The sequence below is a fragment of the Mastigocoleus testarum BC008 genome (assembly GCF_001456025.1).
Taxonomy (GTDB): domain Bacteria; phylum Cyanobacteriota; class Cyanobacteriia; order Cyanobacteriales; family Nostocaceae; genus Mastigocoleus; species Mastigocoleus testarum.
The window spans coordinates 1-16550 of the sequence record NZ_LMTZ01000163.1; the positions used below are offsets into that span (position 1 = coordinate 1).

The following is a 16550-nucleotide window of genomic DNA, read 5'->3' on the forward strand; positions in this document are numbered from 1 at the left end:
ACAACATGGAGAACCACTATTAAGTACTACTACTTATCACGAAATTGCACCCCACATCGTATTAATGGCTTTCTTGCATCGTGTTGTCAACGGTGGTGGTTCCTTGGAACGGGAATATGCTATTGGCAGCGACAGGATGGATCTATGCTTAAAATATAAAACCGTCACCCTGGGAATCGAACTCAAGGTATGGCGCGAAAAGAAACGTGACCCCCAAGCAGAAGGAATAGAACAATTAGAATCATATTTGGCCCGTTTGGATGTAAATGAAGGTTGGTTGTTTGTCTTTGATAGACGCAAAAGTGCCCCACCAATTGAAGAACGTTTATCTACACAAGTTCTTMMCACMYMWWAWMMSYGWKATWWYMSYKWTWYKYGYKYKWSMMMAMMMMRMKCTYKWGMRSAGAGMKYKKGRGMRCMSMGARWRGGAAAAGAAGCAATTGAGTTTGGCGGCATTAAACGTAAGCATAATCAATCAATAATCCGTCGTCCTCCTGCACCCTGCTCCCTGCTCGGTGCCTTCTTCACATTATGGACATAGTTACAGCTAAAACCCTTATATTACAGGACTTTAGACACTCCATTCCACGAATTCCGATTTCCGGAGATGTTGCAAATATGTTGATATTGATTTAAATTAAGATTCCGAATTCATATCGGTTAATAAATAATCCAATTACAATATCGTGCATGAGAGTAGATTTAGAAAAGCAAATTGTTTTCCGAGCTAATCTTTTAATTCGAGTTCTTAAATTTAAGTGTTTGTTTTCTATTCTCTGCATATTATACTTACTGACAACATGGATTTCTGGAGCCAAGCAACGTTTATATGTGCCTAAAGCGTCCGTATAAAATCGAGTGATACCAAACGGTGAGAGTAAAGATTTGAGTTCGAGGAACACTTCATCTTTACGTAATCCAAACGTATAAGCTAAAACTTTACCAGTTCTATGATCAATTGCATGCCACAGCCAGCGTTCCTGAGACTTATTCCCTACATAACTCCACATTTCATCTATCTGGGATTCTTGTAGTTCCTGCTTTTCTTCTGGTTGAACCAATTGAATCTCGACTGTAACTTGTTCTGGTTTTAGTTGCTTTAGCAATGGTAAATTTACTTGCTGTATTTGGTTTTTCTTTTTTTAATTCTTTGAGTACAGTATTGGTGCTAATCTTTAAAACTCTTGCAGTATCTCTAACTCCACTGCCATTGACAGCCATATCTATGATTTTCTTTTTTACTTCTTTCGACTGACCTGCGTAAGAGTAATCTAAAATGAATGTTCTACCGTCACAAGGTTCTTCTCTGCATAAAAATCGTTGCTTACCTTGTCGGGTTTTACCATTTCTTACAATATCAGTGCCTTGACAATGAGGACAGTGAAGTATTTGTGTAATCACTTGTATTAACAATATTTTTTCTTCCTATACAGATTAGCACATCAACACCTTTAGAACACCTCCGAAACAGGAGAGGTGAAACTTAAAATTGCTGAAGCAGAACTGATTTCGACGAGTTCTCTAACCAGTAATGAATGGTATTACCTTGCTTGGCGTTACGATCGCACCACCAATATACATACGCTGTTTATCAAAAATGAAACCGTTTCCACTAGCGAAACTCTCGACACTTCGGGAATTTCTGAGGGTATACCGTTGAATTTAGGTGTATCGGGAGAAGAAATTGCCGAACTGCGAATTTGGAAAAATGCCCGAACTGATGAAGATATTGAGCAAAATTGGAATCAGATCATTTCAGAAACTAGCGATCTGACGGCACATTGGCAATTCGATCACGATCCGCGAACTCAGCTGGTTGATAGAACAGCAAATGCCTATTCTGCCTTAATTGAAACCAACGCCGAGATTGATGCGAAATGGGTTGAAGTTGAGGCTACCCCAGCCTGGACTCGTCAATCTCATGCTCTGCTTCTCAACGCCAACTCCGGTGTTACTCCAGACTTTATCGAACTGTCAACCTATTCAATTGCAGAAACCGGAACGATTGAACTTTGGGTACAGTTTGCATCCATGGGAAATGCCGTGTTACTCGATGCTTCCAATGAAACATCGCCGTTCCTGTTGGAAGTTCTCGACGGATTTGTGCAGTTCAAAGTGGCAGATACCTCAGATCTTGAATCGAGTGTTCGCCTTATGCTGCCAGATACAACGTCGTTCCACCATATCACCATCGCTTGGCAGTTCGACAGCACCGAAGGAGTAACGCAAATTCGACTTACTCTCAACGAACTCGAAGTTAGTTCTCAACAAACTGGTAATGGCGTTAAACCCGGCTTTGTCATCCCCTATCTCGGATTGAACCAGGGTGAAGATCTCAATGCAGTACAACCGTTTTACGGTGCGATCGCGCAGTTGCGAGGTTGGGATAGGATACAATCTCCTCAGGATTTACAACGATTGCAAGATGCTGACCTAGAAGGAAACGAAGACGGTTTGGTGACCTATTTACCCTTCGACGAAGGGACTGGAACGACAATTAGTGATATCGTTTCTGGGCATAACCTCAAACTCAAAGCTTTATCCGTTCTTCATCCCAACCCACAATGGAGAGTCATCGATTACGCCTTACAATTCGACGGCGTTGACGACTACATTGAAGTTGATAACTACACCCCAACAAAAGCTGGATCAATCGAACTTTGGGTGAAATTCTCTCCCAAACGCGATCAAGTTTTATTCGATGCCTCCATTGAGGTGAATAACAACAACAGAGATAGTAAGTACTTCATTCTCGATGTTGAAGATCAAAAACTGCGGTTCAACTTAGAAGATAGAAGTGATGATAACTTTAGAGCAGAAATAGATCTTAGGAATGTTTCACTGTCTGAATTCGACGTGCAATGGCATCACATCGTTGCCGTTTGGGAATATAAGCACGACCAAGAACTCAACGCCATATTATATTTAGACAATTTCGAACCGGAAGCGAGTGAACGCAACGACAGATCCAGACAAGGCGATAAAGATAAACCGAATTTCAACACCCTCTATATCGGCCAAAACCGCAGCAATTATGAGGTAGTGGAAAATGATCCACTAGAAGGACAAGTGCGCCAGGTGCGTATTTGGGATCGGATGCTTTCAGAAGAAGAAATTCAACAACTTCAACAATTGCCTTGGCAAGGAATTTCCTCTGGTTTACTTGTCAATCTTCCCATTGATGAAGGAACGGGAACGATACTTCGCAACCTCACCGGAGGTAGTCCAGCAAGCTTACATACAGGTCAAAATACCGACAACCCCAATTCAAAATGGCTGATTGTTGATCGCGCCTTAGAATTAGTTGGTTCGGAAACCTTTATTGATAGTGCGACGGTTCCAACAACTACTGGCTCGATCGAACTTTGGGCGCAATTCTCCCCCACAGGGTCTAAAATTCTCTTCGATGCTTCTAGTGAAAATACCGTTTTTCGCCTTGATGTCGCTAACGGACAACTCCGATTTTACGTGGGAAGTGAAAATGGCGCACAACTCGATCTCACCTCAGCTTCGGTCAACTTCGAGCTAGGATGGCATCATATTGCTGTAACTTGGGATTGGGATTCTCAAGTACAAAGCCTCAAGACACAGCTTTATCTGGACGATGGGGTTAACATCATCCACGAAATAACCTTATCTGAACTAACTTTACAAAATTTCTACCTGGGAATTTCTCGCCTTGAAGCGCCAACCTTAGAAGAATATCGCGCTTTCGACGGCAGCATTAGCCAACTTCGCCTATGGAACTATGTGCGATCGCCTGAGGAATTGAGACAATTCCGCTATGCCGAACTTATGGGAATGGAAATGGGACTGTTAGTATATCTCCCCATCGAGGAAGGTCAGGGTAATCAGTTGGAAAATCTAGCCGGAGGCGGTAACGCCAGCTTGAAATTGGGAGTTTTCGCGCAGCCGGACTGGATACAGCGACGCTTTAATCTGTTCCAATTCAATGGCGATACTGTTGTATTACCACCAGCGGCAAGCCTGGGTCTTGTCAGTGATGACTTCACCATTGAAGCTTGGGTGAACTTACCCGATGTGACAGGTTCCCATCCGATTTTGAGTTCCGTTACCAGTAAACTCGACCCCATCTCAGAAGCATGGAGTTTGAGTGTTGAGAACGGTCAACTTCGCCTTACCCTAGAGGGACAAGAACTCCTCACCAGCGATCTTTCCCTTTCTGCCAACACTTGGTATCACATCGTCTGTCGCTACAACCAAGGTACATTTACCCTTTCCCTTGGCGAAAAAACTAGCACAGGACAAACCAGCACACAAACTCTTACGGTCGACCCAGTTGCGATTGACCGAACCTTCTACATCGGCGTTTCTCGTCAGTGGGATGCTAACGCGGGAACTTGGAATGATAGCTTTTTCCAAGGATTCATCGACGAAATTCGCATCTGGGACACTGTTCGCACTGACGAAGATTTGCAACAACACCGCGATCGCAGGTTGCGAGGAGACGAAGATGGCTTAGTAACTTACTGGATTTTCTCAGATACTCAACACCGTACCCTATTTGATATTTCTGGTAATTATAAACTTGCATATTTGTCAACAGTTGCCGACGATAATTCATTTACCTCCGCACGTCCACCAATCTACACCCCGCGCCAATCCCCGATTCTCGATGGCTACAACGACTATCTCGCCTTGGGAAATACGACTGTTGATTTAACCCAACCCCACACCATTGAATTCTGGTTTGCCGAAGACGACGAACCGAACCAATGGCAATATATCGCGGCAGTTTATGGGGATAACGGAGCAATTTCGCAGATTTTCCACAGGGATAAAGGTGTTTCAGGGTCTCAACCCCCATTAGAATCTCAGCCGTCTTCAGTCTTAACTGACAAATTCAACGCTTTTCTTGCTAATGTCAGCGCAACTGAACATCCCGATCGCGTCACCTCCGGACAAATCGCAGAATTCCGGCTTTGGAATACGGCACGCACAGCCGAGGAAATCCAAACTAACTTTAATCGCTATCTTACTGGACGAGAACCAAATCTTTGTGGTTACTGGCATTTAGATGATGGCGAAGGCAGCCAATTACGGGAGACAACCGAATATTTACCCCCCGCCACCCTAGTTATCGGTTTAGAAAATACCGCCGAAAAATGGCAACCGTTTCCCCCAACCCTCAACGGTTCTGTCCTCAACGGTTCTGTTTCGGCGTTGTATTTAGATGGCAAAGATGACCGCGTGATTTTGTCCGACGTTGCCGAACTCAACTTGTCGGGAGATTTCACCGTTGAAGCTTGGGTGAAATTAGGAGAAACCAGCGATCAATCGATGCCGATTTTAGGCAGTGCCACCAACGCCAACACGGACAATCCGCCAATATTGAATTTGGGAATAGAAGCCGGAAAACCCAGCTTTAGCTTCGGCGCGGACACCACCTTCCAATCTGATCTTGCCTTGGATAGCGAATGGCATCACCTCACCTGGCGCTACGATGCTACCACCCAAACCGCAACCATTCTCGTCGATGGTAAACAGGTGGCACAGCGGGAAAACACCAGCGCCTTTGCAGGAGTAGGAGAAGCTTCCATCGGCTATGCACAACAATGGGATTCTGTCAATTCTACCCTCAGGGATAACCCCAAGGGGGTTCACCGAAGGTATCACTACTTCCACGGTTGGATTGGCGAAGTGCGAATTTGGCAAACGGTGCGAACCCCAGAGGAAATTAGTCAAAATTGGAATCGTCCCCTTCTGGTGAGTCAAGCCGTTCTCGCTAACCTAACCGCCTACTGGATTTTTGACGATCGCGCCGACACCCTCATTCTTAGTCAAGTTACCCAAGAGGAGAATTCCTATCAACTATTCTGGATGAGTGACCCAGAACGGGAACAACCGATTTGGAATGAAATCAACGACCACCCGATTCTGCTCAACCCGCTATCTCAAAACGCCTTATCCTTCAATGGAACGCGACAGTACCTTGCCACCGCTGATTTTGCCTTTCCTGAGTCTGACTTCACCCTGGAAGCTTGGATTCGCGTTGATAGTTTGACTCAAAATCGATCCATTCTTTGGTGGGGAGATATTCCTGATACAGGTGCCATTTCAACCCAATTCGAGTTACGACTTTTGACGACAGGAAAACTCGAATTTGAAGCGTTGGGAACAGTTGTTGAAACTCAAGATGCCGTTCAATTGGAAACCTTAACTCACGTGGCGGTAACATTGAGTGGCAATAGCGTCACATTATATATAGACGGAAAAACCCAACCTAACATCACCCCCAGCGCTACAATCCAACGCAACAACTTAATCTTAGAAATAGGTCACGGTTTTAGCGGCTTGTTACAAGAAGTGAGGGTTTGGGATATTGCTAAAACAGCAGAAACATTAGCACAAACAACTTACCATCCCGTCAGTGCAAGCGAGGAACATTTAGTCGCCGTTTGGTCGTTAAGCGTTGTCGAAACCGTCAATTCTCGACAAGTAACACCAAATCTTTTCGCCAACGGTGTTCCCCTGGAACTCGGTGGACTTCTCCATAGTCGCAAACCCTCTGGGGGAGAACCAACGGCGTTTCTCGATGCGCGTCGTTCTGTTCTTACCCTCCCGGTATCGGCAGAAATTACCATTCCTGCGGTCAAAGCGCAAGATTACGAACATCGCGCCCAGCGAACGATTGAGGTTTGGTTCTTATGCAAAAATCCCACCTTGTCAACGCGACAAACGATTTACGAAGAAGGGGATCAAACACGAGGTTTAAGTATATATGTTCAAAGTGGAAAACTCTACTTTGAAGGGGTTAACAACGTTGATAGTGAAAGCGGTTGGCAAGGCAGTATTATCGCCACAGAAAGGATTCAGTCTCGCCACTGGCACCACGCCGCAATTGTATTAGATGGTCGATCTGAATTGCGAGACGATGCGTTTTGTGCCTTACTCGACGGTCACGTTATCGACAAACAACCAGGTTCCCAACTTTGGGGAACCGCAGAGCAACTTCACATCGGGTTTACACCGTCAACAGATAAAAAACCGATCGCTGATTCTCTCAACGGTCAAATTGCCGAAGTTCGAATTTGGCAAACCGTTCGTTCTCAAGCACAAATCCGCGACAATCTGTACGGTCTTGACGATACCACAGTGCCAGAATTGCTCTTTTATTGGAATACTGCGACGGAATTACCCCTCAGTGTGGTTGCGCCAATGATTCTCCCAGAACTCACCGATTCAGGAAGCAGCAATCCGACAATTCCCTTAGTCGAACTCGCCTATCTCCATCAACTACAAAGTGAGTACAATATCGCGATCGACCGTCTTTGTGCGCTGTGGTCTAACCTCAAACATACGGGAGTCGGCGACAGTGAAACCCCCTACGACGACATCTTTAATCCTTCCACCACTTCGACAACTTGGTCTTACGCACAACGTCTGTATTGGCAGGTGAACAGTACTGAATCCGACCAACGGGAAATCCGAACTCGTTTGATGGGTTCGTTGCGCATTTCCTCTCAAGATGACTTGTTAGTCATGGTGTCGGCAATTAGTGGCGAAGATGCGGGAACTGTTATCTTAGACGGTCCTTATTTGACGCAATTGTATCGGATTAAGTTACTTTCAAGTATTTTGGCTCTTTCGATCGAAGAAGTGATACGACTGATCGATCTCCTGAAACTTGAAACGGTACGTACCGAGATACCGGTAGATACCGAGATACCCCTCAATAACCTAACCGAATTTAACATCCAAGACGTACTTACATTGAAAGAACGTAGCGATTGGATGCAGGAAACAGGAATCGATTTATCTGAATACGAATTTCTCGTCTACGATCGCCAAGATAACCGTGTGTCTAAACCGTTCACCGATGCCGACGTTATTGACGGTTCCACCACACTGCTAGATCAATCCCGTGGATTTCTCCTTACTCCCACCAGTTTCGTATCCGAGGAAGTTAGCGAAGCTGCTTCTCGTGCCATTTACGACTACCTCAAACAGCAAAGCAAAATCAACGGACTGACATTATATCTGCCATCTGCCGATGGCAGTACCGGGAATGAAGTAACCGTAAGTGTTGTACTTGATACCAGTTTCACCAAAGGCGAAATCGCTTTAGTCACCACCAAAGACGACGAAGACAAGATAATCCCCTTAACCACCCAATTGAACTGGTTGAGTACATTCCAAGGTCTTGCGATCGACGAAGGCACACTGCAAAATGCTGGACTTATCGACGATAGCGGTATGGTATTAACCGATAATCCCCTCGATTACAGCGTCGAAGCCTTGCGAACAATTGCCGGTTCAGACGACATCGAAACCGAAAAATTTGCTGCGATTCGAGATTTACTCGAGCGCCGCCGTCAAACTCAAAATACGCTACCGACGACAATTACCACCCAACTGGAAACTCTGCAACAAGGGTTGAACGTCACCATATCAGTTGCACTGGCGGATTTACTCGGCACCGATGTCGATCGCCTATCGATGCTACTCAAACTTACCACAGGCAAAACCTACGATCGGGGCACAATTAATGTGGTAGCGGTTTTAACTCAAACCAGTGCGATCGTGGAAAATCAAGCTGTTGACTCCGATTCTGACTTCGCCACCGATCTCGGTCGACTCAACAAAACCCTGTTCCTCCTGCAACAGTTCGACTTCAGTGACGACGAAATCGAACTGTTGCTCAGTCAACCGGAACTATTCGGATTATCCGCCCAGAGTCTTGTGAATCCCTCTTACAGCAATCTCGATCAATTGCACACCTTCGTCGAACTCAAAACCAAGCTCAACGATCCGGGGAACCAACTCGCCAAGGGCTTACAAGACAAAACCTACATCCTCAACTTAACCGAATGGTCTCAACTCGACATCGAAACCCTAACCCCACACTTGGCGAGCGAAGGCGATTACAACACTATTCCCAATCTCGATAAACTCACCGAAGCCTTCCAAATCGTCCAAACCTTAGGTGCAGATGTCAATTATCTCATCGACTTAGCACAAATCAGCGACCTCAGCTTTAGCTTCTACCAACGTCACGCCACAGCACTGTTCGATTTAGTCCGAGCCAAATATGATGAAACCCAGTGGTCGAACGTCTACAAACCCCTTCACGATCTCTTAGCTATTCAAAAACGAGATAGCCTCACTGCTGTTGCTTTAGAAAACCTATCCGCAGAACTCGTTACCAACCAAACTGCCGATATTCTTTACGAATATCTCCTTATCGACGTCCAGATGAGTAGCGAAGTTGAAACCTCTCGCATAGTGCAAGCTACCGCCAGTTTACAGCTTTACGTCCAACGCTGCTTAATGAATCTGGAATTAGGCGTTAATCCCGAACAAATTCCCATCGATGAATGGGAATGGATGAAAAACTATCGGGTTTGGGAGGCAAATCGAAAAGTTTTCCTATATCCGGAAAACTATATCGAACCCGAACTGCGAGACACCAAAACTGAACTGTTTAAAGCCTTAGAAGATGAACTTCAACAAAGCGAAGCCACAGAAGAAAACGTCGCCAATGCCTACACCCGCTATCTAGATAAATTTGCGGAAGTTAGTAACTTAACAATTGTCGGAAGTTACATCGACACCGACAATCTTCCCAAAAATTACGCACTCAAATTCGACGGTACCAGCCACTTTAGCATTCACCCAACACTTGCGACTATCAGCAACCAAATTACCAAACAGTTCACCCTAGAACTGTGGGTTAAACCTGATAGTCAACTTGTCGATGGTGGATTGATGAGTGCATACAATTGGACAAGCAGCGAACAGAAAGGATGGATGTTACGAGCGAATCAGAATAGTTTCTATATCTACCTTTCGACAGCAGACAGAAATCCCCCCGACTCCAGCTTGCTATCAAAAGTTTCGGCTTCCTACACCCCCAATCGTTGGTATCACCTTGCCGCCACCTACAATGGCTCAAAAGTCATACTTTATGTCAATGGAATTGAAAAAGATTCGGTAGAACGAACAGGCGATATCTTCTATCCCAACATCGACAATCCTAACATCCCATTCGTACTCGGGGGTCTAATAGATGAAGATACCAGCAACCTAGAATTCATCGGTGAAATGCGGGATGTTCGAATTTGGAATACTGCCCGTAGTGCTGAAGAAATCAAAGATAGCATGGCGTTTGGTGTACAAAACCCAGCCAACGAAACCAATCTTCTCTACTATTGGAAGATGAACGAAGGTGAGGGAGATACGGTCGAAGATTTCAGGGGAGTTATACAAGGTGTCAAGGAATCTCCTAAAGATTTACAAGTTCAATCAGGTATAACTTGGACATCAGCGCCTAACCGGGATTTAACAACAGTTTCTAACTCCGAAGTTACGAATACCCTCTATCTTGTTGGTCGCAACGAAAACACCCAAGAATACTATTTCCGGGAATGGGTGAACAGCCAACATTGGGAACCCTGGGAAAAAATCGATTTGACCATTAATGCTGAATATGTTTCGCCTGTCTTTGCCTTTAATAAATTATTCCTATTTTGGGCAGAAATTCCCGACAGCATCCGAGCTGAGGACCGCAAGTGGGTTGAAAACAAGTTCATAGATAACGTTAGCAGACCCGTAGACCAAAACGGAAAGGAAATCTTCTTAGGAGAGAAGGCTCAGCAGAAACATTCTCAAGAAGTTCCTGGAGGTCGAACTATTGAAATAGATGACTCCGCCGATGGTAGCGAAATCAACATAGCAAAACCCAGCATCAACTCAGATGATGGTGGAACTCTCAATCCTCAAACGTTAGTTTACAGCGACAAAAACAGCGTTATCGAACAAGTCAACGTCACCATCAAAACTCCCGTTATCAAATATTCCTACTACAACTTCAGCAAAACCTGGGTGCAACCGCAAACTTTGCAGGTGGACGAACTCAAAAGCGTCGAACTTGAAGACTGGCAACAACGCCAACCAAAATGGCAGCGGGTTTATGCTCAACGCTGGCGAACATCGGACGTGGCGTCTCCGGTACAGCGATCTGCCGAACCGTTGATGAGTTTAAAAGTGGCGCAACTTGGACCTAACTCTTACGCAGAAGAGACGTTACCTTCGTTTTTGATGGAGAAACTGAGTTTTTCGTTCTGGTTGCGGGCGAATAATCTCACCGAGACGACGTCGACGACGGAAATCCCGGTTCACACCTTTACTTTATTCAGTTACGAAGCCGACAGCAACAATCCTAATCCTCTGCAAGCTACGCTGACGCATACGCCGTCCGCCATTGGTCAAAAACCGGAAATTATGACGGCGGTGAACGAGTCGCAAACGGCATTTACACAGATCGAAGCTGCTATTCAAGCGATTCAGAGTTTCCGAGCCAGTTTGTCAACTTCACTCGACAATACCAAGTCAACTTTAATCGCACAACGTAGCACTACGAACAACGCGGCTAACGCGATTTCAAATAACTCTGAAAATGCCAAACAACTCGCCAGCGCTACCGTCACAACCATCGACAACACAACAACGGCAATTGACGATGCAGAAACCGCTTCCAATTCAAGCAATGCTCAAGATATTGCCGATTTAGCCAGCAGCGTCGCCACTGTTGCCAATCAAGCAGTGACAGCGGCAGAATACGCTCTCCCCGTTGCCAATTCTTCCAGTAGTGTATCAACAGCACTAACAAACGCCAAGGTACACCTAGGGAATGCTCAACAGGAAGCGAGCAATGCCGAAACCGAAGCAGCATTGAATACACCGGATACATCCAAAATCAACGGACATACAGACTCAGCTATCCAACACACGATTAACTGTTTGAGCGAACTGCTCAAAGTCCTTGCAGAAGCACAATCAGCAGAAGCCACCGTTCACAAGTACCAACGCGGCAATCTCGAACTCAAATTACAGGTTAAAACAACGACAAAAACGGTACTTGAATCTGTCAATTATAATACCTGGCAACAAATTGTATTTGTGTTGGAATACAACTCAACTGAATACCAACTCACCTCCTATATCTATGACAATGTTAGTGATAACTATGTCGCCGAGGGCACCAAACTAACCTTTCAAGTAACACCTCCCTTGGCTAGTGCCGGAATTCTTCAGATTGGGGATGCTGAAAATCCCCCCAGTACCGTTGAAAACGATGGTCAATATCAACCGTTAATGAGTGAGTTTCGCGTCTGGAACTATGTCCGTGAAAAGGCAGATATCGAAGCTGAGCGATTCCAACGCAAATACGGTAGGGAATTTGGTTTAGAATTGCACTTACCTCTCGATAGTCAACCTCAACTCACTCGCGCCACTCAAGACGAGTTAAGTCTGGAAAACCAGTTAAGTCTTGAACAAGTATTTGCATCGTCGGTTCCCGAAAGTACCCGCGAACGGATCGTTTTGATTTACGGTGACGTGATTCAAACCTTGCGGAACAATTTGAAAGATGTCGGATATCAATACACGTTGATTAAAAATTCCGACGCTGGCAATAGCTACAGTCTTTCCCTGGCTGAACCGCAATCGGGTGCGATTGTCGGTATTGAGGAGGAGGCAAAAATCGCGCTCGAGGACTACGTTCAAAATGAAATTTATCCGTTAGATCGCTTCGATCCCCAAGATCGCATTACTGTCCTCGACGAGAATACCAACGAACTCAGTAGTGCGATTACGGAATGGAATAACAACGCCAGCAATACCGTACTCCTAAACAATCGCGATAGTGGAGTGCAACTCAACATCACCGAATCCTATATCCTCGACGTTCACAATCAACCGGGTTGGTTCATTTTAGATATCGGTGACGAAATCTTTTTGGTGCAAATCTCGATCGATGACTGGCGCTTGCAAACGTCGGAAGAACGGTTGCGCTCAAATTCTTCTGCCAATGCAGGAGGTGGCGGGACACAAAAGCAGTTTGATCTGTATTTTGACCGCGATTTTGCCTTAGAAGTGGACAATGGTTCGGTGATTAAATTCAATTTCTTTCGTCTGAATACTTTCGCCGTTCAAACCTTAAGCGAAAAACTTTTCGGTGACGGAATTGACGGTTTGCTCAGTCTTGAGTCTCAAAACACCGAAGAACCAGATTTCTCAAATTTAGCCTTATTAGGATCCGATCTCGATGATCCCAATCTCGACATTCGCATCATCCCACCTAACGGCAACGAAACGACAACTAAACAGACATTAGACAACCGCATCGATTTCAAAGGTGCTTACGGACTGTACTACGAAGAAATATTCTTCCACATTCCCTTTCTAATTGCCAACCAACTCAACGCCAATCAGAAGTTTGCTGAAGCGCAAAAATGGTACCATTATATTTTTAATCCCACTGCCCAGGAAACAAACGTAAGCAGCACCGACTCGTCGAAAGATCGCTACTGGCGTTATCGTCCCTTCCGCAGCCTTTCCTTAGAAACTCTTTCGGAAATGCTGTCTGACGAAGACGCCCTCAATGCCTATCGTAACGATCCCTTTGATCCCCATGCGATCGCACGGCTTCGCATCAACACCTATCAGAAAACGGTGGTAATGAAATATATCGACAACCTGATTGATTGGGGCGATTACCTGTTCCGTCAAGATACACGGGAATCGATTACTGAAGCCACACAACTTTACGTGTTAGCTTTCGCGCTATTGGGACCAACTCCGCAGTCAAAACCTGCCCGTCAGTTAGAAGAGGTGGGAACTTACGAAGATGTTAAAGCAGATTTAGAGCGCAATCAAATTAATACCTTACCAGATTTCCTGATTGAAAATGGAAACAACGCTGCCCCAACGCCAGCCATTCCCTTTAACCCCCACCGCAGTGTGATTACTCGCTTCTGTGTTCCGGAAAACTCTCAATTCCTCGGATATTGGGATGTTGTCGAAGATCGACTCTACAAAATTCGCCACAGTCTCAACATTGATGGTGTTTTCCGCAGTTTGTCTCTGTTCCAACCGCCAATAAACCCAGCAGCACTAGTTCAAGCAGCCGCCAGTGGTTTAGCTGGCGGAATCGGAAGTGCACTAGCTGCCACGAATATCTCCGTTCCCCACTATCGCTATTCCTTTATGCTGGAAAAAGCTAAAGAAATGGTAGAGTATGTCATCGAATTCGGCGGTGCACTTCTGGAAGCCTTAGACAACAAAAGCGATGAAGAACTGACGCTACTGCAACATACTCACGAACTCGATATTTTAGAGCGGACAACTGAAGTGAAACAGTTTCAGCAAGCAGAACTCAATGCTAATCTCACCGCTTTAGAAAAAAGTCTCGAAAGTGCAAAGGAACGGTATCTTTACTACGATGAAACAGTGCGAGGAAATGGCAATCTCGGTCTGATCACTTTGGAACACTTACAATCAGGTGCTAGCATCACGGCTAACGTCCTTCAAAGTAGTGCTGCCATTTCCAAATCTATTGCCGGAGTGTTGGGGGGTACAGTTGATATTGAAGTGGGTGGATCGGGTTTTGGCGGAAGTCCCGTCGCGACAGTGAAATCTGGTGGTAGTAAGTTTGCCAAACCTGTCGATAAGCTAGGCGACGTTCTTGAAATTGCGGCGGGAATTTTCGATCGCACGGCTACCAATTTTGGGACACAGGCCGAATACGTACGTCGAAAACAGGAATGGGATCATAATAAAACATTAGCGCAGTTAGACATTGATGAAATTGAAAAACAAATTGAAGCCACTGTTGCCCAGATTAATGCTGCGAGTCGAGACTTGTTAATTCACCAAACAAGCATCGATCAGAATAAGGAGGTAGGAAACTTCTATCGCACCAAGTTCCTGAATAAAGAGCTTTACAACTGGATGGCAAATCGCCTGTCTTCGCTGTATTTCCAAACCTACAAACTCGCATTTGACGTGGCGAAACAAGCCGAACGCGCCTTCCAGTTCGAGTTCGGAACTGACGAAACCTATATTAGTTTCGGCTATTGGGACAGTCGCCGCAAAGGTTTGCTTGCTGGGGAAGCATTACGGTTAGATCTGGCACGTCTAGAAAAATCAGCCCTCGACCAAGACAGCCGCTATTTAGAAATTACCAAAACCATATCCTTGGCACGTCTCGATGCGATCGCCTTCTTACAATTACGAGATACCGGTCGCTGTCAGTTTACTTTAGGTGAATTACTGTTCGACCGCGATTTTCCTGGTCACTATTTCCGCATTATCAAATCCGTCTCACTCTCAATTCCAGCAGTGGTTGGTCCCTACGAAACAGTAAACGCTACCCTAACGCAAACGGGACACAAAACCCTGATGTCGCCTGATATTACTGGGGTAAAGTATTTACTCGGAGAAGAACAAAATATGCCCGATTCCATTAGAGTTGATTGGCGAGCGAATCAACAAATCGCCATTTCCACAGGTGTGGAAGATAGTGGCGTGTTCGAGTTAGATTTCAACGACGATCGCTATCTTCCCTTTGAAGGAACGGGAGCAGTTTCGACATGGTTGTTAGAACTTCCCAAACAAACCAACCGCTTTGATTTTGACACGATTACTGATGTGGTGATTCACCTGCGGTATATGTGCAAAATTGATAGCGGCTCCTTCAAACAGTCGGTGATGGATTTAGACGCGTTCAAGCAATATCGTGGCGTGCGTTTGTTTAGTTTAGCCCACGAATTCGCCACGAATTGGTATGCTTTCAAGAATCAAACCAACGTACAATCGATAACTCTCTCATTACCGAAAAATACGGTTCCCGCCAACGTCACTCCAACTGAAATCTCGGTTCGGCAGATTTACGACTTCTCCAATGGCGTTTTAACGGAAGTGGGCGATCAATTCGATATTAAGATTTCTGATGTCACAGCCGAACCAATGACAGTCGAGTTAACCGCGAAAAGTAACTTTAAGAAGGAGGAGTCGGAGAACTTGCTGGTGTTGTTAGCTTATACAGGAGATATTTAAAAAATGGGGGTGATTTTGTAGATGAGTTAATGGTATCCCCTCAATAATTCGGGGTAGGGAGTTATTCAAATTGCCACGACCAACCAAAAGGATTAGAAGAAGACTTCTCCTAAATAAGATTTACCAAAGGTGGGATATCTCCAATTTGAGAAATGCGGTCACGCATATATTCAAAAAAACTGATACCCAACTTATGAGTAGTAGCAACAAGAAACATAAAAATATCCCAAGAAGACGGTACCTTGTTGAGTTTGAGTTGCATAACTGATGTTACGTCGTTGCACCATAGTTCTGGCAGCTAACTCTGCCGGAACTATGGTGTAATGGTGTCGAGTACTACGCTTTTCGGAGTCTTGGCAACTTTTGGTGAATCAGTTTTTGTAATCTCAGATATGTTTGCGATGCGATAATGCAGTTGCGTTGGCTAACGTCATAAGCGGCAGACGTATGCGAATTTTGCAAGTTGTGCATAGCATCATCACATGCTTCTTCCACGTAATTCATCGGAATTATACTTTTGTGGAATAGAGTACTCAAAATCTTGTCACACAAGCATTCGAGGTAATTGCTGTTAACTATGTCCATAATGTTAAGAAGGTAGGGAGAAGGGGAGTATCGTCCGGGAATAATCTTGAATATTTTTGTTTGAACACACTGTGTGAACGGAAAGAACGGGACAGAAAATGATT

At 45.0% G+C, this 16550-nt stretch carries 3 protein-coding genes and 1 pseudogene; 2 read left to right on the forward strand and 2 right to left on the reverse strand.

The features are described 5' to 3' along the window. Positions 1-541 (forward strand): annotated as a pseudogene (locus BC008_RS51955) (hypothetical protein); the annotation flags it as partial. 91 nt (positions 542-632) lie between these two features. Here the strand turns inward: BC008_RS51955 and BC008_RS51005 are convergent. Both BC008_RS51005 and BC008_RS52890 read right to left on the reverse strand, forming a co-directional pair. Continuing rightward, entirely contained in the window at positions 633-1061 is a 429-nt protein-coding gene (locus BC008_RS51005) for an IS1 family transposase (RefSeq protein ID WP_036266146.1), read from the reverse strand. Continuing rightward, complete coding sequence (locus BC008_RS52890; protein ID WP_063800873.1) at positions 1012-1401, reverse strand: IS1-like element transposase; 390 nt, start codon at positions 1399-1401, stop codon at positions 1012-1014. The genes BC008_RS51005 and BC008_RS52890 overlap by 50 nt, the downstream gene beginning before the upstream one ends. Positions 1402-1476: 75 nt before the next feature. On the opposite strand from BC008_RS52890, the gene BC008_RS43910 reads away from it, so the two are divergent. Beyond that, entirely contained in the window at positions 1477-15861 is a 14385-nt protein-coding gene (locus tag BC008_RS43910) for a LamG-like jellyroll fold domain-containing protein (protein ID WP_027844225.1), read from the forward strand. Positions 15862-16550 lie beyond the last annotated feature (689 nt).